The organism is Streptomyces sp. NPDC088812 (assembly GCF_044750285.1).
Taxonomy (GTDB): Bacteria; Actinomycetota; Actinomycetes; order Streptomycetales; family Streptomycetaceae; genus Streptomyces.
This window is the reverse complement of the sequence record NZ_JBIVJP010000005.1, coordinates 273781-293080: the sequence shown is the minus strand read 5'-3', so window position 1 is coordinate 293080 and position 19300 is coordinate 273781. Positions and strand designations below refer to the sequence as shown.

General features: G+C 72.7%; 17 protein-coding genes. 8 read left to right on the top strand and 9 right to left on the bottom strand.

Translation table 11 applies throughout. The features are described from left to right. Positions 1-123: 123 nt before the first annotated feature. Positions 124-1095, bottom strand: coding sequence for an aldo/keto reductase (locus tag ACIP67_RS11555; protein WP_401690788.1), 972 nt, complete (start codon positions 1093-1095; stop codon positions 124-126). Between the two features lie 201 nt (positions 1096-1296). Next, the gene (gene argH, locus ACIP67_RS11550) at positions 1297-2730 is read right to left on the bottom strand and encodes an argininosuccinate lyase (RefSeq protein ID WP_401690786.1); all 1434 of its coding nucleotides are present in this window, start codon (positions 2728-2730) and stop codon (positions 1297-1299) included. Positions 2731-3015: 285 nt separating this feature from the next. On the opposite strand from argH, the gene ACIP67_RS11545 reads away from it, so the two are divergent. From ACIP67_RS11545 to ACIP67_RS11535, 3 genes are all read left to right on the top strand, one after another. Beyond that, positions 3016-3867, top strand: coding sequence for a hypothetical protein (locus ACIP67_RS11545; RefSeq protein ID WP_401690784.1), 852 nt, complete (start codon positions 3016-3018; stop codon positions 3865-3867). Between the two features lie 119 nt (positions 3868-3986). Next, complete coding sequence (locus ACIP67_RS11540) at positions 3987-4586, top strand: pyridoxamine 5'-phosphate oxidase family protein (protein WP_401690782.1); 600 nt, start codon at positions 3987-3989, stop codon at positions 4584-4586. Between the two features lie 112 nt (positions 4587-4698). Next, entirely contained in the window at positions 4699-6381 is a 1683-nt protein-coding gene (locus ACIP67_RS11535; RefSeq protein ID WP_401690780.1) for a heme peroxidase family protein, read from the top strand. Between the two features lie 87 nt (positions 6382-6468). Here ACIP67_RS11535 and ACIP67_RS11530 read toward each other — a convergent pair whose 3' ends face one another. Together ACIP67_RS11530 and ACIP67_RS11525 are read right to left on the bottom strand one after the other, a co-directional pair. After that, on the bottom strand, positions 6469-7947 hold the full coding sequence (locus ACIP67_RS11530; protein WP_401690778.1) for a sensor histidine kinase: 1479 nt from the start codon (positions 7945-7947) through the stop codon (positions 6469-6471). Next, entirely contained in the window at positions 7944-8684 is a 741-nt protein-coding gene (locus ACIP67_RS11525; protein ID WP_401690776.1) for a response regulator transcription factor, read from the bottom strand. Before ACIP67_RS11525 ends, ACIP67_RS11530 begins: the two co-directional genes overlap by 4 nt. Positions 8685-8834: 150 nt before the next feature. Here ACIP67_RS11525 and ACIP67_RS11520 point away from each other — a divergent pair, with 150 nt between their 5' ends. The 5 genes from ACIP67_RS11520 to ACIP67_RS11500 are packed head-to-tail and all read left to right on the top strand — an operon-like array spanning position 8835 to position 14022. After that, positions 8835-10181: a ferric reductase-like transmembrane domain-containing protein gene (locus tag ACIP67_RS11520; RefSeq protein ID WP_401690774.1), complete on the top strand. Its 1347-nt coding sequence runs from the start codon at positions 8835-8837 to the stop codon at positions 10179-10181. 10 nt (positions 10182-10191) lie between these two features. After that, entirely contained in the window at positions 10192-10635 is a 444-nt protein-coding gene (locus ACIP67_RS11515) for an FMN-binding protein (RefSeq protein WP_401690772.1), read from the top strand. Between the two features lie 58 nt (positions 10636-10693). After that, on the top strand, positions 10694-12076 hold the full coding sequence (locus ACIP67_RS11510) for a ferric reductase-like transmembrane domain-containing protein (protein ID WP_401690770.1): 1383 nt from the start codon (positions 10694-10696) through the stop codon (positions 12074-12076). Positions 12077-12104: 28 nt separating this feature from the next. Beyond that, positions 12105-13229, top strand: a complete 1125-nt coding sequence (locus ACIP67_RS11505; protein WP_401690768.1) for an FMN-binding protein — start codon at positions 12105-12107, stop codon at positions 13227-13229. A 55-nt stretch (positions 13230-13284) separates the two neighbouring features. Further along, positions 13285-14022 carry an FAD:protein FMN transferase gene (locus ACIP67_RS11500; protein ID WP_401690994.1) on the top strand — a complete coding sequence of 246 codons (738 nt, stop codon included), beginning with the start codon at positions 13285-13287 and terminating at the stop codon, positions 14020-14022. Between the two features lie 227 nt (positions 14023-14249). Here the strand turns inward: ACIP67_RS11500 and ACIP67_RS11495 are convergent, their stop codons facing one another. The 5 genes from ACIP67_RS11495 to argC are packed head-to-tail and all read right to left on the bottom strand — an operon-like array spanning position 14250 to position 19089. Beyond that, positions 14250-14798: an arginine repressor gene (locus ACIP67_RS11495; protein WP_401690766.1), complete on the bottom strand. Its 549-nt coding sequence runs from the start codon at positions 14796-14798 to the stop codon at positions 14250-14252. A gap of 7 nt (positions 14799-14805) precedes the next feature. Continuing rightward, positions 14806-16002 carry an acetylornithine transaminase gene (locus ACIP67_RS11490; RefSeq protein ID WP_401690764.1) on the bottom strand — a complete coding sequence of 399 codons (1197 nt, stop codon included), beginning with the start codon at positions 16000-16002 and terminating at the stop codon, positions 14806-14808. Further along, positions 15999-16916 (bottom strand): acetylglutamate kinase, encoded by a 918-nt coding sequence (gene argB / locus ACIP67_RS11485; protein ID WP_401690762.1) that lies wholly within the window; start codon positions 16914-16916, stop codon positions 15999-16001. Before argB ends, ACIP67_RS11490 begins: the two co-directional genes overlap by 4 nt. Further along, on the bottom strand, positions 16913-18064 hold the full coding sequence (gene argJ, locus ACIP67_RS11480) for a bifunctional glutamate N-acetyltransferase/amino-acid acetyltransferase ArgJ (protein WP_401690761.1): 1152 nt from the start codon (positions 18062-18064) through the stop codon (positions 16913-16915). The genes argB and argJ overlap by 4 nt, the downstream gene beginning before the upstream one ends. Continuing rightward, the gene (argC, locus tag ACIP67_RS11475; protein WP_401690759.1) at positions 18061-19089 is read right to left on the bottom strand and encodes an N-acetyl-gamma-glutamyl-phosphate reductase; all 1029 of its coding nucleotides are present in this window, start codon (positions 19087-19089) and stop codon (positions 18061-18063) included. Before argC ends, argJ begins: the two co-directional genes overlap by 4 nt. Positions 19090-19300: the final 211 nt, after the last annotated feature.

Below are 19300 nucleotides of genomic sequence, written 5' to 3'. Positions count from 1 at the left end.
CCAGCTCAGTGCCAGGGCAGCCAGTCGGCTCAGCGCCAGGACAGCCGGCCGGCTCAGTGTCGGATCAGCCGGCCGGCTCAGTGTCGGATCAGCCGCCGGCTCAGTGTCGGATCAGCCGCCGGCTCAGTGCCAGGGCAGCCGGCCGCGGCGCTCCCAGTAGGCCTGCGGTTCCTCGGCCAGCGTGCCGAGCGCGGCCCGCTGCTCCTCGTCGAGGGCGACGACGGCCGCGTGCAGATTGGAGGCGAGCTGGGCGGTGGTCGCGGCGCCGGAGAGGACGACCCCGGCCCACGGCTGTGCGAGGACCAGGGCGAGGGCGACGGCGTCGCAGCCCAGGCCGGTCTCGGCCGCGACGGCCCGCAGGGCGTCCGGCGCGTGCGGTTCCGCGAGCCGCCCGTTGGCCATGCCCTCCTTGACGATCACCGTCAGTCCGGCCGCATGGGCCTCGGCGAGGGCGGGTCCCGCGGAGGTCTCCAGCGCGTTGTACGTCGACTGGACGGTACGGAAGAGGGGGGTGCCGTCGACCGTGATCGCGACGGCGGCGCGGATCGCGTCGGCCTGGGCGGGGCCGCTGGTGGAGAAGCCGACGGTGAGGCCCCCGGCCGCGGCCTCGGCCAGCTTCGCGTGGAGTTCCTTGTCGGTGAGGGCCGGGCTGTCGGGGGTCACCGAGTGGATCTGGTAGAGGTCGAGCCGGTCGCCGAGCAGTTCGGCCGTCTCGGCGCGCTGCCTCTCGTACGTGGCGAGGCCGTGCTCCTTGACCTCGTGCCGCTCGGCGTCGGTGGTCCAGCCGGCGGTGTAGGTGTAGCCCCACTTGCTGCCGACGACGACGTCGTCGACGTCGGGGCGGGCCCGGAGCCAGTCGGCGAGGAACTCCTCGGAACGGCCGTAGGAGCGGGCGACGTCGATGTAGCGGACGCCCTGGGCGTAGGCCGCGTCGAGGAGTTCGCCGGTGCGGGCGCGCAGCGCCTCGACGCTGCGGTCCTCTCCGAGGTCGCGGTCGCGGCCGAGGTTGATGTAGCCGGGGCGGCCGACGGCGGCGAGACCCAGTCCGAGGTGGCAGGTGGGGGTCGTCGCTGAGGCGAGGCGGGCGAAGGGCATCGCGGGCTCCGTTCGGTCGGTCCGGTACGGCTTCGACCAACGTAACCCGCGATGACCTTCGCCCGAGAGACCGGTCGCCGTGGTGATGTGGCGAGTACGGGATCGTCGTGGCTCGTCGCGCAGTTCCCCGCGCCCCTTCCGGGCGCTCGTCCCCGCGCTCCTTCAGAGCATCTGTCCCCGCGCTCCTTCAGGGCGCCGGCTTCAGCCCTTCTTCTTCGCCACTGCCCATTCGTGCTGGGCCGCCACGTTCCGCTTGACCTCCGACAGCTGGATCGCGACCGCGCTGGGCGCGGTGCCGCCGCGGCCGTCGCGGGAGGCGAGGGCGCCGGGGACGTTGAGGACGGAGCGCACCTCGGGGGTGAGGTGGGCGGAGATCTTCGCGAACTGCTCGTCGGTGAGCTCGTCGAGCTCCTTGCCCTCGGCCTCGGCGACCTTCACGCACTCGCCGGCGACCTCGTGCGCCACCCGGAACGGCACGCCCTGCTTGACCAGCCACTCGGCGATGTCGGTGGCGAGCGAGAAGCCGGCCGGGGCCAGCTCTTCCATGCGCTCGCGGTGGACGGTGAGCGTGGCGATCATGCCGGTGAAGGCGGGGAGGAGCACCTCGAGCTGGTCGCAGGAGTCGAAGACCGGCTCCTTGTCCTCCTGGAGGTCACGGTTGTACGCCAGCGGCAGCGCCTTCAGGGTGGCCAGCAGGCCCGTCAGGTTGCCGATCAGCCGGCCCGACTTGCCGCGCGCCAGCTCGGCGATGTCCGGGTTCTTCTTCTGCGGCATGATCGACGAGCCGGTGGAGAACGCGTCGTGCAGGGTGACGAAGGAGAACTCCTTCGTGTTCCAGATGATGATCTCCTCGGCGATCCGGGAGAGGTTGACGCCGATCATCGCGGTGATGAAGGCGAACTCGGCGACGAAGTCGCGGGACGCCGTACCGTCGATGGAGTTGCCGACGCTGCCGTGCTCGAAGCCGAGGTCCTCGGCGACCGCCTGGGGGTCGAGACCGAGCGACGACCCCGCGAGCGCGCCGGAGCCGTACGGCGAGACCGCCGTGCGCTCGTCCCACTGGCGCAGCCGCTCGGCGTCCCGGGACAGGGACTGCACGTGCGCGAGGACGTGGTGGGCGAAGAGGACCGGCTGGGCGTGCTGGAGGTGGGTGCGGCCGGGCATCGCCACGTCGGGGTGGGCCTCCGCCAGGCCGATCAGCGCGTCCTGGAGCTCGGCGATCAGGCCGCCGATGATCCGGGCGTGGTCCCGCAGGTACATCCGGAAGAGGGTGGCGACCTGATCGTTCCTCGACCGTCCCGCGCGGAGCTTGCCGCCGAGGTCGGGGCCGAGGCGCTCCAGGAGCCCGCGCTCCAGGGCGGTGTGCACGTCCTCGTCGGCGACGGTGCCGGTGAAGGAGCCGTCCGCCACGTCCGCCTCGAGCCGGTCCAGGCCCGCGAGCATGCCCGTCAGCTCGTCGTCCGTGAGCAGGCCCGCCTTGTGCAGCACGCGCGCGTGGGCGCGCGAACCGGCGATGTCGTAGGGCGCGAGCCGCCAGTCGAAGTGGACGGACGCGGACAGCTTGGCCAGGGCCTCGGCGGGACCGTCGGCGAAACGGCCGCCCCAGAGCCGGACGTCACCGCTGTTGCTGCTCACTTGTGCTGCTCCTCGCAAGGGGTGTGGATGATCCGCCTGGATGGTGTCCGGATCCGCTCGGACGGTGCCCCGTTCCACCTGCCGTCACTGGCATGCATGATTATGCAGAACTCTGCATGATTCGTCAATCAGGCCGGCGGCCCGGGCCTGTCCCTCCAGACCCCACCGCCCCCTGGCGAACTTCTCGCGGATCCCTTGAACACCAGCAACCGCTTACTCGTACTCACCGCTGAACCCACCGGCGCCGGTCCGTCCACCCGTCCCTGACCCAAGTGAGGCATCCGCATGTCCAGGGCTCTTCCGAAATACAACAAGCGTCGTGTGGCGGCCATCGGCGCCGCCGCCGCTCTGGCGCTGACCGGCGCCGTGGTCGTGAACTCCGCCCTCGCCGGGGAGTCGTCCGGGAAGAGCGGCACGGACGCCAGGACACTCGCCTCCCCCGGCACGATCACCTGCCCGGACGTGGCCGCACAGCTCCCCGCCGTCCCCGCCACCGCACAGGCGGAGGTCGACCGCAACCTCGCCCTGCTCGACACCCAGATCACCGAAGCCAACCAACGCCTCGCCGACACCGTCGGCCAAGGCGGCCCCAACTTCGTCCAGAACGCCATCCTCGGCCCCCTCGAAGACAAACGCATCGCCACCGTCAACCGCATCGCCACCGCCATCGGCCGCACCGCCGACCGCCCCGAAGGCCTCGACGCACTGGCGCCGTGCACCCTCGACACGGCCGGTGCCGGCGCCACGGCCACCCCGAGCGCCACGGCGACCGGGTCGACGGGGGGAGCCGACGACGCGGAGGACGGGGGGAACGCCGGGGACACGGGCGACACCGGCACCGGCGTCGGTACGATCACCTGCCCGGACGTGGCCTCACAGCTCCCCGCCGTCCCCGCCACCGCACAGGCGGAGGTCGACCGCAACCTCGCCCTGCTCGACACCCAGATCGCCGAAGCCAACCAACGCCTCGCCGACACCGTCGGCCAGGGCGGCCCCGACTTCGTCCAGAACGCCATCCTCGGCCCCCTCGAAGACAAACGCATCGCCACCGTCAACCGCATCGCCACCGCCATCGGCCGCACCGCCGACCGCCCCGAAGGCCTCGACGCACTGGCCGCCTGCACGTTGAACCAGTGACATGACAGGCGCGGCGGCCGCCCCGTGGAGCGCCGGCCGGGGCGGCCGTCGCGGTGTCCGGCCCCCACCCCGGAGATTTCCTCGGACGAACGAAGGAAAGTCCCGGATAATCACCGGACATGGGAAAGACCTATGAGCGCATAGACGGCAGGCTCCGTACGTTCATCGAGGAGCAGCCCCTGTTCTTCACCGCGACCGCGCCCCTCTCCGCCGACGGCACGGTCAACCTCTCCCCCAAGGGCCTGAAGGGGTCGTTCGCCGTCGTCGACGACCGCACCGTGGCCTACCTCGACTTCGCCGGCTCCAACGCCGAGACCGTCGCGCATCTGCGCGAGAACGGCCGGATCACCCTGATGTGGTGCGCGTTCCAGGGCCCGCCGAACATCGTGCGGGTGCACGGCCGCGGCGAGCCGGTCTTCCGCGACGACCCGCGCTTCGGCCCGCTCCTCGCCCACTTCCCCGACCTCGATCCGGCGCCGCACGGTCTGCGCGCGGTCATCCTCGTGCACGCCGAACTCGTGCGGGACACCTGCGGGTACGCGGTGCCCTTCATGACGTACGACGAGGACCGCGAGCTGCACGGGAAGCGGTTCGCCCGGGAGGACGACGCCTCGCTCAGCGCGTACTTCGAGAAGAAGGAGCACATCGCCACGAGCATCGACGGACTGCCGGGCGTCCCCCTCCCCCTCCCGCCTGCCCGTTTTACGCAGATTGACTGAATGTACAGAAATGTAGGATCACTGCGGTATTTGACGGAATTCTCCCGTCCGGCGCTCGGGTCACCTAGCGTGGGCGCCATCATGCGCGCCGACAGGAACACATGGGGGAATCATGTTCCGCTCCTCACGCGAACCGCAGAGCAAACGCCATGTCCGCTCGTCGTTCTTCGTCGTCGGTGAGGGTGTGCTCACCGACGACGGGGGCAAGGGGCCGGTGACACCGGTCATACCGTCGGCCCTCGCGGCCCTGCGCAAGTTCCAGTTCTCCCGTCTGGGGCCCCAGGCCCGGCCCGAGCACCTGCTCGAACCCGGCGACCGCGTGGCGCTCGCCCAGGCGATGACCGCCGCCGGCAGCCAGCCCGACTCCGACAACCCCGCGATCCCGGCCGGCTTCACCTATCTCGGCCAGTTCGTCGACCACGACCTGACCCTGGACGCCACCGCGGTCCACCTGGGCAAGGACGTCACCGTCGACCAGCTCCTCCAGGGCCGCTCCCCGGCACTGGACCTGGACAGCCTCTACGGGCTCGGACCGGACCACCCCGTCGACCGCCGCTTCTACGAGGACGACGGGCTGCGCCTGCGGACCGGCACCACCCAGGGCCTGCCCCGCCCCGGCGCGGACCACCTGGTCGGCCTGTCCCTCACCGGGTTCGACCTGCCCCGGGCGGGTGTCGGCTCGTTCATCTCCGAGCGGCGCCGGCCGCTGATCCCGGACCCGCGCAACGACGAGAACCTGGCCGTCGCCCAGATCCACGCCGCGTTCATCCGCTTCCACAACAGGGTCGTGGCCGACCTCGTCGACAAGGGCGTCTCGAGCGCGGTGCTGTTCGAGACCGCCCGGGAGACGGTCGTCAAGCACTACCAGTGGATGCTGCGGCACGACTTCCTCGGCCGGATCGTCGAACCGGCCATCGTGGACCAGGTGTTCACCCAAGGGCGCAGGTTCTTCGAGCCCAGGGCCGGCGAGGACGACCGCCCGACGATGCCGATCGAGTTCTCGGTGGCCGCCTACCGGCTGGGCCACAGCATGGTCCGCGGGGCCTACAACTGGAACCGGATCTTCGACGACGGCGCCGGCACCCTGGGCCTGCTGTTCCGGTTCAGCGGCACCAGCGGCATCCTCTCCCCGCCGCCGGACGACCCGGACGACCCGGACGCCGGCCGGTTCGAGCGGCTGCCCACCAACTGGATCGCCGACCTCCGGCGGCTGTTCGACTTCACGGCCGGCGGCCGGCCGGACCTGGGTGTGCCGGCGGCCAAGTTCAACGTGGCGAAGCGGATCGACACGCTGCTGGTCAACCCGCTCGCCGAGCTGCCGCTGGGCTCCTTCGGCGGCCGGCCGAACGCGCCGGAGGACACCAACGAGCTCAACCTGGCCTTCCGCAACCTCACCCGGGGCACCATGGTCCGTCTCGCCACGGGGCAGCAGATGGCCAAGGCGCTCGGCGTCAAGCCGCTGCTCGCCTCCGACTTCGCGAGCGGGTCCGGGGCCCGGCTGAGCAGCGACCTGGCGGCCAAGCTCGCCGACCACTGCCCGCTGTGGTTCTACATCCTGCGCGAGGCCGAGGTGAACGGCAGCGGGCGGCTGACCGGCGTCGGCGGGCGGATCGTCGCGGAGGTCTTCCACCGGGCGATGGAGGGCAGCCGCTACTCCATCGTGCGCGACCCCTTCTGGCGCCCCTCCCTCAGCCCCGACCCGGCGCGCAGCGCCAAGGACGTCTTCGAGATGACCGACCTGCTGCTGCACGCCTTCGAGGGGCGGGCGGACCTGCTGAACCCGCTGGGCGCCTGAGCGGAGGACACCGGGCAGCTGAACCCGCTGGGCGCCTGAGCGGAGGACACCGGGGAGGCGGCGTCACCCACCGGGACGCCACCGCCGTCACGCGGTACCGGCGGCGGCCGGGGGCAGCGGCAGGCGCACGGTGAACGCCGTCGAGCCCGGCTCGCTCTCCATGGCCACGGTCCCGCCGTGCGCCTCCAGCACCGCCGCCACGATCGACAGGCCCAGGCCCGCCCCGCCGCTCTCCGTCTTGGTGCGGCGGTCGGCCCGTGTGAAGCGCTCGAAGACGCCCGGCCGGACGTCCTCGGGGATGCCCGGGCCGTCGTCGTGGACGGTGAGCACGGCCTCCTTCGCGTCCGTGGCGAGGGTGACCGTCACCTTGGTACCGGCGGGCGTGTGCACCCGGGCGTTGGTCAGCAGGTTGGCCAGGACCTGCGGGAGGCGGTGCGCGTCGCCGGTCACCGTCACCGGAGCCTCGGGGAGGTCCAGTTCCCAGTGGTGACCGGGGCCGGTGGCCCGTGCGTCCGTGACCGCGTCGAGGACCAGGCGGGTCAGGTCGACCGGCACGGCCTCCAGCGGCCGGCCCGCGTCCAGGCGGGCCAGGAGCAGCAGGTCGTCGACCATCGCGCTCATCCGGGTCGACTCGGCGGTGATCCGTTCCAGGGCCCGGGTGACCTCCGGCGGGACCGGTCCCGGGTGCAGCAGGGCGAGTTCGGCGTGGCCGCGGACCGAGGCGACCGGGGTGCGCAGTTCGTGGCTGGCGTCGGCGGCGAAGCTGCGCAGCCGTTCCTCACTGGCGTGGCGCTTGGTGAGGGCGTCCTCGACATGGCCGAGCATGTGGTCGAAGGCGCCGGCGAGCCGGCCCACCTCGCTGCGCGGATCGGATTCCGGGACGCGCGGCGGGAGCGCCACCTCCCCGCTGGCCAGCGGGAGTTCACTCACCCGGGCGGCGGTCTCCGCGACCCGGCTCAGCGGGCGCAGGGACCAGCGCACCCACAGGGCGCCCACGACGCCGGTCACCGTCAGGGCGGCCCCGAAGACGATCCCGGCGACCAGTTCCAGGCGGTGGACGGTGGCCTCGACGGGTTCCAGGGGCAGACCCGTGACCAGGACGTCGCCGTCGATGCCCCGGGAGGCGAGCAGCCGGTAGCCGTCCAGGGCGGAGAGGTCCACGCTGTGGCCGCGGCCGTCGGGCGGGACCGCGGCGAGCCCTTCCCGGTCGGCGTCCGTGAGGCGGACGTCGAGGGTGCCGGTGGTGCGGACGACGGCCGCGTTGGTCACCGTGCCGTCCACCAGCCGGGCGCCGAAGGTGCCCGTGGCCTGCCGCCGGGTGTCGCCGTGCTCGTCGCCGTCGTGGTCGTCGCGCGCGGGCTCCTCGCCGTGCTCCAGGCTGACCGCGAACCGGTTGCCGGCCTCGGTCAGCTGCTCGTCGAGCCGGCTGGTGAGGAAGGCCCGCACACCGAGGACCGCGGCGACGCCGACGGCGGCGCAGCTGATCGCGAGCAGCACCACCAGCCCGAGGGTGAGCCGGGCGCGCAGGGTGTGCGGCCGGGGGATGCGGCGGGCCGGGCAGGTCATCGGGGCACCGGTTTGAGGACGTATCCCGTCCCGCGCACGGTGTGGATCATCGGATCGCGTCCCGCGTCGACCTTCTTGCGCAGGTAGGAGATGTACAGCTCGACGACATGGGCTCGGCCGCCGAAGTCGTAGGACCACACGCGGTCGAGGATCTGCGCCTTGCTGAGCACGCGCCGCGGGTTGCGCATCAGGAACCGCAGCAGTTCGAACTCGGTCGGGGACAGTTCGATCAGCTCGCCGGCCCGCAGCACCTCGTGGGCCTCCTCGTCCATCACCAGGTCGCCGACGGTCAGCCGCGGGCCGTCCTCCTGCTGCCGGGCCATGCCCGCGCGGCGCAGCAGGCCGCGCAGCCGCGCGACGACCTCCTCCAGGCTGAAGGGCTTGGTGACGTAGTCGTCGCCGCCCGCGGTGATGCCGGCGATGCGGTCCTCCACGGCGTCCCGCGCGGTGAGGAAGAGCACGCACACGTCGGGCCGCACGGTGTGCAGGGAGCGCAGCACGGCGAAGCCGTCGGTGTCGGGGAGCATCACGTCCAGGACGACGGCGTCGGGCAGCAGCTCCCGGGCCGCGGCGAGCGCCGCGGCCCCGTCGCCGGCGGTGCGGACCCGCCAGCCCTCGTAGCGCAGCGCACCGCTCAGCACCTCCGCGAGGTCGGGGTCGTCGTCGACGACGAGGACCCGCAGCGGGGTGCCGTCGGGGCGGGTGAGGGCGGGGCGGCCGGAGCGCGTGGTGTTCATGGCCTCTCCAGCATCGCCCCTCGCCGGGTGCGGGTACGCCCCGGGGGGCTCTGAGTTCCCTCTGAGTCTCCTCAGCGGGGCGCCTTCTCAGAGCGTGCTGAGAGGTTCGGCGCGCACAGTGGCGGGCCGGACGGGAGAAAGGACGTACCCATGACCGCCCTGGACGAGAGGACGGCGCCGGCCGTGCCGCTCGCCGCCCGGCGCTCCCCCGCGGGGCCGCTGCTCACCCTGGTGTGGGCCGGGGCGGCGGGCGCGGTGGCGCCGTGGTGGCTGAACGCCGGGTCGGTGGTCGGCACGGCCGGCTGGCTGACGAACGCCGGGCGGATCGCCGGACTGCTGTGCGGTTACGCGTGTGCCGTGCTCGTCGGGCTGATGGCCCGCGTCCCGCTGCTGGAGTGCCGCGTCGGCTCCGACCGGGTGGCGCGCTGGCACGCGATGGCGGGCCGCTACACGATCTGCCTGCTGCTCGCGCACATCGTGCTGATCCTCGCCGGCTACGCCGCCCAGGACGGCGCCTCGCTCCTGCACGAGACGACGACGGTGGTCCTGGACTACCCGGAGATGCTGAAGGCCACCGTGGGCACGCTGGTCCTCCTCGTGGTCGGCGTCACCTCGGCGCGTGCCGTGCGCCGCCGGGTCGGACACGAGTTCTGGTACCACGTCCACCTGCTCACCTACGCGGCCGTCTTCCTGGCCTTCTTCCACCAGGTCCAGCTGGGTTCCGACCTCACGGCGGGACCGGCGCGGGCCGCCTGGTACGCGCTGTACCTGGGGGTGGCGGCGCTGGTGCTGTGGTTCCGGATCCTCGCCCCGGTGCGGCTGAACCTGCGGCACCGGCTGCGGGTGGAGTCCGTGCACCCGGAGGCGCCGGGCGTGTGGTCGGTCGTCGTGCGCGGCCGGGCGCTGGACGAACTGGGGGCGCGGGCGGGGCAGTTCCTCCGCTGGCGGTTCCTCACCGGGGGCATGCGGTGGACGTCGACGCCGTACTCGCTGTCGGCGCCGCCGCGCCCGGACCGGCTGCGCATCACGGTCAAGGCGCTCGGCGACCACAGCACGGCCGTCGCGCTGCTGCGGCCGGGCACCCGGGTGTGGGCCGAGGGACCCTACGGCGCGCTGACCGCCGAGCGGCGGACGGCGCCCCGGGCGCTGCTGATCGCGGGCGGGGTGGGCGTCACCCCGCTGCGGGCGCTGTTCGAGACGCTCCCCGGCGAGGTCACCCTCCTCTACCGGGCGCGGACGGCCGAGGACCTCGCGCTGGGCGGTGAGCTCGAGGCGCTGGCGCGGTGGCGCGGGGGGCGGGTGCGGTACGCGCTGAACGGGCCGGACGGGCGGCGGCCGGACCTGAGCGCCGGGGCGCTGCACGCGAGCGTGCCCGGTCTCGCCGACCACGACGTGTACCTGTGCGGTCCGGACGGCTTCGCCCGGGACGTGTACGCGGCCCTGCGCGCCGCGGGGGTGCCGGACCGCCGTATCCACCACGAGTCCTTCGAACTGTGAGGTCCCGCCCGTGCACGCGCTGAGGAAGAACCGCCCGCTGCGGCGGATCGTGCTGGCGAGCGCCGCCACCGTCTCCGGCATGGTCCTGCTGCTGTCGCTGAAGCCGCACGACACGCCGGCCGTCGCCGTCCCCGCCGCGGCCGCCCCGTCCGGCGGCACCAGCGGCTCGACGGCCGGCGGCACGACCGTCACCGGTGACTCCGTGCAGACGCGCTGGGGCCCCGTCCAGGTCCGGGTGACGCTCGAGAACGGCAAGCTCACCGACGTCACCGCGGTGGTCTGGCCCACGGACAACCCGCGGGACCAGGAGATCAACAGCTACGCCCTGCCCCGGCTGCGGACGGAGGCGCTCCAGGCGCAGAGCGCCGACATCGACACGGTCTCCGGGGCCACCTACACGAGCGACGGTTACCGCCGGTCGCTCCAGTCCGCCCTCGACTCGGCGGGCGGCTGAACACTCCGCGGTGCCGGCACGTATTCGTGGGTCAAGGGTCCGTACCCACGGAGGAACCGTGACCACGACGATCGCCGGCGGCCGCGCCGCCCGCCGCCAGACGATGCGCCGCATCCGCCCGCGCCGCTCCCCGGCCGTCCCGCTGCTGATCGCCGTCTGGGCGGGTGCCGCGGGGGTGCTGTGGCTGTGGTGGGACAACACGCCGTCCATCGCGGACGGCACCGGCCGGGTCCTGAACGCGGGGCGCATCACCGGTCTGCTCGCCGGCTACCTGATGGCCCTGGTCGTCCTCCAGATGGCCCGGGTGCCGGCCCTGGAGCGGCGGGTGGGCTCGGACCGGGTCGCCCGCTGGCACGCGATGACCGGCCGGTACACCCTCTGCCTCACCTTCGCGCACGTGTTCCTCATCATGTGGGGCTACGCGCTCCAGGCCGGCAGGTCGCTCGGCGACATCGTCCAGCAGACCGTCGACTCGGTGAACCAGCTGCCCGACATGGGCAAGGCCGCCCTCGGCACCGGTCTGCTGCTGGTCATCGGCCTGGTCTCGATCGGCCCGGTCCGCCGCCGGATGCCCTACGACACCTGGTACCACGTCCACCTGATGACGTACGCCGCGGTGTTCCTGACGTTCTGGCACCAGATCACCACCGGCAACGACTTCGCCGTCCAGCCGGCCGCGAAGACCGCCTGGTACGCGCTGTACGGGTCGGTCACCGCGCTGGTGGTCTGGTACCGCGTCCTCACCCCGCTCCGGCTGAACCTGCGTCACCGCATGTACGTCGAGGCGGTCATCGAGGAGACGCCGGGGATCGTGTCGGTGCTGATCGGCGGGCGCCGGCTGCACCGGATGGGCGCGGAGGCCGGGCAGTTCTTCCGGTGGCGGTTCCTGGCGCCGGGGATGCGGTTCAGCTCCCACCCGTACTCGCTGTCGGCGGCGCCCCGCCCGGAGATGCTGCGGATCACCGTCAAGGCGATCGGCGACCACAGCGCGGCCCTGCGCGGGCTGAAGCCCGGCACGAAGGTGTGGGCCGAGGGCCCGTACGGCGCGATGACGGCGTCCCGCCGCAGCCGCGGCAAGGTGCTGCTGGTGGCCGGCGGGGTCGGGATCACCCCGATGCGGGCGCTGTTCGAGACGCTGCCGGGCGCGGCCGGGGACATCACCCTCCTCTACCGGGCCAACAGCACGCAGGACCTGGCCCTGTGGGACGAGCTGGCGAAGATCGCCGACGAGCGCGGGGCGCGGCTGATGTACGCGGTCAACAGCCCCGACGGGGAGCGCCCCGACATCTCGGCGGAGTCGTTGCAGCGGAAGATCCCCGACATCGACCGCCACGACGTCTTCATGTGCGGGCCGAACGGTTTCGCCCAGTCGGTGTACGAGGCCTTGCGCGGCGCCGGGGTCCCCGCCCGCCGCATCCATCACGAGTCGTTCGAGATGTGAGCGACGGGAATCAGGAGCTCAGGAAGCGATGAGGAAGAGCCACCCCTTCCGGCGCGTCGTGCTCGCCGGTGCCGCCACCGTCTCCGGGATCGTGCTGCTGCTGGCGCTGAAGCCGTCGTCGGACCCGGCCTCCGCGGCGGGCACGGCGCCCGCGCAGTCCTCGGTCCAGGGCGGTGCCCAGGCCGCGGGAACCGGCACGGTCACCGGGGACGCGGCCCAGACCCAGTACGGGGTCGTGCAGGTCCGGCTGACCGTCGCCGGCGGGAAGATCACGCAGGCGGACGCGGTGCAGGCGCCCAAGGGCGGCCAGAGCGACCAGATCACCGCGAACGCCGTGCCCCAGCTCAACCAGGCCGCGGTCGCCGCGCAGAGCGCGGACATCGACTCCGTCTCCGGGGCCACCTACACCAGCGAGGGCTACAAGAAGTCGTTGCAGTCGGCGCTGGACAAGGTGGAGGCGGGCGCGGGCGCTTCCCAGGGGTCCGGCACCGTCCAGGTCACGGGCACCTTCACCGGGGACGCGGCCCAGACCCAGTACGGGGTCGTGCAGGTCCGCATCACCGTCAGCAAAAACCAGATCACCAAGGCGGAGGCGGTACAGGCGCCCAAGGGCGGCCGGAGCGACCAGATCACCGCGGACGCCGTACCCCAGCTCAACCAGGCGACGGTCGCCGGGCAGAGCCCCGACATCGACACGGTCTCCGGGGCGACCTACACCAGCACCGGGTACAAGAAGTCCCTCCAGTCCGCGATCGACAAGGCGAACGCGAGCGCGGGGTCGTCGCAGGACTCCGGGGCGCAGGAGGGAGCGCAGGAGTCGGAGTCGGAGTCGCCGGGAGCGCAGGAGTCCGGGGCGCAGGGCTCCGGGAGTGCGCAGGCGTCCGGCACCTTCACCGGGGACGCGGCCCAGACCCAGTACGGCGCGGTGCAGGTCCGCATCACCGTGGCGGACGGGAAGATCACCAAGGCGGAGGCGGTGCAGGCGCCCAAGGGCGGCCGGAGCGACCAGGTCACCGCGGACGCCGTGCCCCAGCTCAACCAGGCGGCCGTCACGGCCGGCAGCGCGGACATCGACGCGGTGTCGGGGGCCACGTACACCAGCGCGGGCTACAAGGAGTCCCTCCAGTCGGCGCTGGACGAGGCCGGTGGCTGACGCGGTGGCCGAGTCGGCGCAGGCTCCCGCCGCGGTGCGTCATGTGGAGGAGGTCATGGGAACGGTCTTCTCCTTCGACGTCCGCGGCGGGGAACCGGAGGCGGTGCGGGCGGCGCTGCGGGCGGCGGTCGCCTCGCTGCACCGGGCCGACGACGTGTTCAGCACCTACCGCGAGGACAGCCAGGTCTCCCGGCTGGTGCGCGGGGAGCTGGGCGTCGAGGAGTGCGATCCCGAGGTGGCCGAGGTGCTGGAGCTGGGCGCCGAGGCGGAGCGGGTGAGCGGGGGCTGGTTCAGCCTGCGCTACGACGGCCCGCTCGACCCGACCGGGATCGTGAAGGGGTGGGCCGCCGAGCGGGCGGCCCGGATCGTCGCCGGGGCCGGGGTGAGCGGGGTCAGCGTCAACGGCGGCGGCGATGTGCAGTTGCTGGGGGTGCCCGGCCCGGAGCGGCCGTGGCGGGTGGGCGTCTCGGACCCCCTGCGGCCGGGTGGGCTCGCGGCCGTGGTGTCGGCGGCCGGCGCGGACGAGCTGGCCGTGGCCACGTCGGGTACGGCGGAGCGGGGCGCGCACATCGTCGACCCCCGCACGGGCCGCTCCGCGGTGACGGACCTGGTGGCCGTCACCGTCGTCGCCCCCGAACTGACCTGGGCGGACTGCTGGGCCACGGCCGCGTTCGCGATGGGGTCGCGGGAGGGGCTGGCCTGGCTGGAGTCGCTGCCCGACGTGGAGGCACTGCTGGTCACGGCCGGCGACGAGGTGCGGTGCACCGGGGGGCTGGCGAGGCGGCTGGGGTGAGCTACGGGGCAAGGCACGACCCCGCAAGGCTCAACGAACCCGAAGGGGCGCGGGGAACTGCGCGACCAGCCCCCACGCACCCGCAGCCGCAGGGCACGGGGGGACACCCACCCGAACACCGCACACGACACAACTCCCACGGCTCGGCGAGCCTGAAAGGGGCGCGGGGAACTGCGCGAAACCCCCCACGCCCCCGCAGCCGGCGCACGCCAAGGTCACCGTGCGGCTCAGTGGCCGTTCTGGGCCAGCCGGAGCAGGTGGTCGGCCAGGGCCTGCCCGCCCGTGGGCTCCCGGCTGATCAGCAGCAAGGTGTCGTCACCGGCGATCGTGCCCAGGATGTCGTGCAGCTCCGCCTGGTCGATCGCCGAGGCGAGGAACTGCGCCGCCCCCGGAGGGGTGCGCAGGACCACGAGGTTCGCCGAGGCCTCCGCCGAGATCAGCAGCTCCTGGGAGAGCCGCCGCATCCGCTCCTCCTTCGCCGACTCCCCCAGCGGTGCGCGCGGCGTACGGAAACCGCCCTCGCTGGGCACCGCGTAGATCAGGTCGCCGTCGGTGTTGCGGATCTTCACCGCGTTCAGCTCGTCCAGGTCCCGGGAGAGCGTCGCCTGGGTGACGCTCAGCCCGTCGTCGGCGAGCAGCTTCGCCAGCTGGCTCTGGGAGCGCACGGCCTGCCGGTTGAGGATGTCGACGATCCGGCGGTGGCGGGCGGTGCGCGTCTGCGGCACGGCGGGTCCGTTCGCCCCCGGCTGCTCCTCGTGGTCCTGCGCCTGGCTCATCGTCGTCTCATTCCCCGGTTCGTCCGTCCCCGCCCACTGTGTCGAGGAGGCCGGGCAGCGCTCCGAGGAAGGCGTCCACCTCGTCGTCCCGCAGGTTCAGCGGCGGCATGAGCCGGACGACGTCGGGGGCGGGCGCGTTCACGAGGAGACCGGCCTCCTGAGCCGCCTGCTGCACCTGGGGCGCGAGCGGCTCGGTGAGCACGATACCCAGCAGGAGGCCCGCGCCCCGGACGTGATCGACCAACGGGTGGCCCAGGCCCTCGATTCCGTCGCGCAGCTTCTCGCCCTGCCGCTTGACGTTCGCCAGCAGGCCGTCGTCGGCGATGGTGTCGAGGACGGCGAGACCGGCGGCGCACGCGACGGGGTTGCCGCCGAAGGTCGTGCCGTGCCGGCCGGGCCGGAGCAGCTCCGCGGCGCGGCCGAAGGCGACGGTCGCGCCGATCGGCAGCCCGCCGCCGAGGCCCTTCGCCAGCGTCACGACGTCCGGCAGGACGCCCTCGTGGGCCTGGTACTCGAACCAGTGGCCGGTGCGGCCGATCCCGGTCTGCACCTCGTCCAGCACCAGCAGGGAGCCGGTGGCCGCGGTGATCGCCCGGGCGGCCTTGAGGTAGCCGGCCGGCGGGACCACGACGCCGTTCTCGCCCTGGACCGGCTCGATGAGGACGAGGGCGGTGTCCTCGGTCACGGCGGCGGCCAGCGCCTGCGCGTCGCCGTAGGGGACGTGGGTGACGTCGCCGGGCAGCGGGTGGAAGCCGTCCTGCTTGCCGGGCTGGCCGGTGAGCGCGAGGGCGCCCATGGTGCGGCCGTGGAAGCCGCCCTGGGTGGCGACCATGTGGGTCCGCCCGGTCAGCCGTCCGATCTTGAAGGCGCCCTCGTTGGCCTCGGCGCCGGAGTTGCAGAAGTAGACCCTGCCGTCCCGGCCGAAGTGCTGGAGCAGCCGTTCGGCGAGGGCGACGGGCGGTTCGGCGACGAAGAGGTTGGAGACGTGGCCCAGCGACGCGATCTGCCGGCTCACGGCCTCGACGACGGCCGGGTGGGCGTGGCCGAGCGCGTTGACCGCGATGCCGCCGACGAAGTCGAGGTACTCCTTGCCGTCGGCGTCCCACACCCGGGTGCCCTCACCACGCACGAGCGGGAGCCTCGGGGTGCCGTAGTTGTCCATGAGCGCGCCCTGCCACCGCGCGGTCAGTTCCTGGTTGCTCATGACGGCTCCCCCTGTTCGGCCGGCTTCTCGTCGGGCACGACCATCGTGCCGATTCCTTCATCCGTGAAGATCTCCAGCAGGATCGAGTGCTGGACCCGCCCGTCGATGACGCGGGCGGTGGTGACGCCGTTGCGCACGGCGTGCAGGCAGCCCTCCATCTTCGGCACCATGCCGGAGGACAGCTCCGGCAGCAGCTTCTCCAGTTGGGAAGCGGTGAGGCGGCTGATCACCTCGTCGGAGTGCGGCCAGTCCTCGTAGAGGCCCTCGACGTCGGTGAGGACCATGAGGGTCTCGGCGCCCAGGGCGGCGGCGAGTGCCGCGGCCGCCGTGTCGGCGTTGACGTTGTAGACGTGTCCGTCGTCCTCGGAGCGGGCGATCGAGGAGACGACCGGGATGCGGCCGTCGGCGATCAGGGCCTCGATGGCGCCGGTGTCGATCGAGGTGATCTCGCCGACCCGTCCGATGTCGACCCGTTCGCCGTCGATCTCGGGCTGGTGCTTGGTGGCGGTGATGGTGTGGGCGTCCTCGCCGGTGAGGCCGACGGCGAGCGGGCCGTGCTGGTTGAGCAGCCCGACCAGTTCGCGCTGCACCTGTCCGGCGAGGACCATGCGGACGACGTCCATGGCGTCCTCGGTGGTGACGCGCAGGCCGGCCTTGAACTCGCTGACGATGCCGTGCTTGTCGAGGGCGGCGCTGATCTGCGGGCCGCCACCGTGCACGACGACGGGCTTGAGGCCGGCGTGGTGCAGGAACACGACGTCCTGCGCGAAGGCGGCCTTCAGGTCCTCGTCGACCATGGCGTTGCCGCCGAACTTGATGACGACGGTCTTGCCGTTGTGGCGGACCAGCCAGGGCAGCGCCTCGATGAGGATCTGGGCCTTGGGCAGGGCGGTGTGCTTACGGGTAGTGCTCATGACGAGTACGCGCTGTTCTCGTGGACGTATTCCGCGGTCAGGTCGTTGGTCCAGATCGTGGCGGTCTCGGAGCCCGCCGCGAGGTCGGCGACGATGTGCACCTCGCGGTAGCGCATGTCGACCTTCTCGCGGTCCTCGCCGACGCCGCCGTTCTTGCACACCCAGACGCCGTTGATGGCGACGTTGAGCCGGTCGGGCTCGAAGGCGGCGCGGGTGGTGCCGATCGCGGAGAGCACGCGGCCCCAGTTGGGGTCCTCGCCGTGGATGGCGCACTTGAGGAGGTTGTTGCGGGCGATGGAGCGGCCCACCTCGACGGCGTCGTCCTCGCTCGCGGCGTTGACGACCTCGATCCTGATGTCCTTGCTGGCGCCCTCGGCGTCGCGGATCAGCTGCTGTCCCAGGTCGTCGCAGACGGCCCGGACGGCCTCGGCGAACTCCGCCTCCTGCGGGGTGAGCCCGGAGGCGCCGGAGGCGAGGAGCAGGACGGTGTCGTTGGTGGACATGCAGCCGTCGGAGTCGACGCGGTCGAAGGTGACCTTCGTGGCGGCGCGCAGCGCCCGGTCCAGGGTCACGGCGTCCAGGTCGGCGTCGGTGGTGAGGACGACGAGCATGGTGGCGAGGCCGGGGGCGAGCATGCCCGCGCCCTTGGCCATGCCGCCGACGGTCCAGCCGTCCCGGGTGACGACGGACGTCTTGTGGACGGTGTCGGTGGTCTTGATGGCGATGGCGGCCTTCTCGCCGCCGTGCTCGGACAGCTGGGCGGCGGCGGTCTCCACGCCCGGCAGGAGCTTGTCCATCGGGAGCAGGACGCCGATCAGGCCGGTGGAGCAGACCGCGACCTCGCCCGCGCCCACGCCGAGCACGTCCGCGGCCTTCTCGGCGGTGGCGTGCGTGTCCTGGAAGCCCTTCGGGCCGGTACAGGCGTTGGCGCCACCGGAGTTGAGGACGACGGCGGCGAGCTCGCCGCTCTTGAGGACCTGCTCGGACCACAGCACCGGGGCGGCCTTGACGCGGTTGGAGGTGAAGACGCCCGCGGCGGCGCGGCGGGGCCCGGTGTTGACCACGAGGGCCAGGTCCGGGTTGCCGTTCTCCTTGATCCCGGCGGCGATGCCCGCCGCCGTGAACCCCTTGGCTGCCGTGACACTCACGGTGCGACTCCGATCGTGGAAAGGCCGGTGGTCTCGTCGAGACCCAGGGCGATGTTCATGCTCTGGACGGCACCGCCCGCGGTGCCCTTGGTCAGGTTGTCGATGGCGCTGATCGCGATGATCCGGCCCGCGGCAGGGTCGAGGGCGACCTGCACCTGAACGGCGTTCGAGCCGTACACGGACGCGGTGGTGGGCCACTGGCCGGCGGGCAGCAGGTGGACGAAGGGCTCGTCGGCGAAGGCCTTCTCGTAGGCGGCGCGGACGGAGTCGGCGGTGACGCCGGCCTTCGCCTTGGCGCTGCACGTGGCGAGGATGCCGCGGGGCATCGGCGCGAGGGTCGGTGTGAAGGAGACGGAGACGCGCTCCCCTGCCGCCGCGCTGAGGTTCTGGATCATCTCCGGCGTGTGCCGGTGGCCGCCGCCGACGCCGTACGGCGACATGGAGCCCATGACCTCGCTGCCCAGCAGGTGCGGCTTGGGCGCCTTGCCCGCGCCGGAGGTGCCGGAGGCGGCGACGATCACGGCCTCGGACTCGGCCAGTCCCGCCGCGTACGCCGGGAAGAGGGCGAGGGAGACGGCCGTGGGGTAGCAACCGGGGACCGCGATGCGCTTGGACCCCTCCAGCGCGCTGCGGCCGCCCGGCAGTTCGGGGAGGCCGTAGGGCCAGGTGCCGGCGTGGGCGGAGCCGTAGAACCGCTCCCAGTCGGCCGGGTCCTTCAGCCGGAAGTCCGCGCCCATGTCGACGACGAGGACGTCCGGGCCGAGCTGTTCGGCGACGGCGGCGGACTGTCCGTGCGGGAGCGCGAGGAAGACGACGTCGTGTCCGGCGAGGACCTCGGCGGTCGTCGCCTCCAGCACCCGGTCGGCCAGGGGCAGCAGGTGCGGCTGGAGCGCGCCCAGCTTCTGGCCCGCGTTGGAGGCGCCGGTCAGGGCGCCGATCTCGACCTCGGGGTGGGCGAGGAGCAGGCGCAGCACTTCGCCGCCCGCGTATCCGCTCGCTCCGGCCACTGCCGCACGTACCGCCATGGACTCCTCCTCTTGGATGGCATGACTATACGTTTCGCTGCACGTTTATGCAATCCATTCAGGCGCCGGTGCGTTCCGGGCGTGTGACCGAGAGTTTTAGTTGGACACGGAGCGCGCTAGTTGGCAAATCTTGGATCCGTAACGCTGCGTTGCGGTCAGTACCGAAGAAGCGCCCCCATCGTCGGCCGAGCGGTGCTGCTCTGAGTGAGTG

What these genes read in the sequence shown, in the direction of transcription:
- ACIP67_RS11555 (WP_401690788.1), bottom strand. Translation starts at nt 1,095, where the DNA reads ATGCCCTTCGCCCGCCTCGCCTCAGCGACGACCCCCACCTGCCACCTC.
- ACIP67_RS11545 (WP_401690784.1), top strand. Translation starts at nt 3,016, where the DNA reads ATGTCCAGGGCTCTTCCGAAATACAACAAGCGTCGTGTGGCGGCCATC.
- ACIP67_RS11540 (WP_401690782.1), top strand. Translation starts at nt 3,987, where the DNA reads ATGGGAAAGACCTATGAGCGCATAGACGGCAGGCTCCGTACGTTCATC.
- ACIP67_RS11535 (WP_401690780.1), top strand. Translation starts at nt 4,699, where the DNA reads ATGTTCCGCTCCTCACGCGAACCGCAGAGCAAACGCCATGTCCGCTCG.
- ACIP67_RS11530 (WP_401690778.1), bottom strand. Translation starts at nt 7,947, where the DNA reads ATGACCTGCCCGGCCCGCCGCATCCCCCGGCCGCACACCCTGCGCGCC.
- ACIP67_RS11525 (WP_401690776.1), bottom strand. Translation starts at nt 8,684, where the DNA reads ATGAACACCACGCGCTCCGGCCGCCCCGCCCTCACCCGCCCCGACGGC.
- ACIP67_RS11520 (WP_401690774.1), top strand. Translation starts at nt 8,835, where the DNA reads ATGACCGCCCTGGACGAGAGGACGGCGCCGGCCGTGCCGCTCGCCGCC.
- ACIP67_RS11505 (WP_401690768.1), top strand. Translation starts at nt 12,105, where the DNA reads ATGAGGAAGAGCCACCCCTTCCGGCGCGTCGTGCTCGCCGGTGCCGCC.
- ACIP67_RS11500 (WP_401690994.1), top strand. Translation starts at nt 13,285, where the DNA reads ATGGGAACGGTCTTCTCCTTCGACGTCCGCGGCGGGGAACCGGAGGCG.
- ACIP67_RS11495 (WP_401690766.1), bottom strand. Translation starts at nt 14,798, where the DNA reads ATGAGCCAGGCGCAGGACCACGAGGAGCAGCCGGGGGCGAACGGACCC.
- ACIP67_RS11490 (WP_401690764.1), bottom strand. Translation starts at nt 16,002, where the DNA reads ATGAGCAACCAGGAACTGACCGCGCGGTGGCAGGGCGCGCTCATGGAC.
- argB (WP_401690762.1), bottom strand. Translation starts at nt 16,916, where the DNA reads ATGAGCACTACCCGTAAGCACACCGCCCTGCCCAAGGCCCAGATCCTC.
- argC (WP_401690759.1), bottom strand. Translation starts at nt 19,089, where the DNA reads ATGGCGGTACGTGCGGCAGTGGCCGGAGCGAGCGGATACGCGGGCGGC.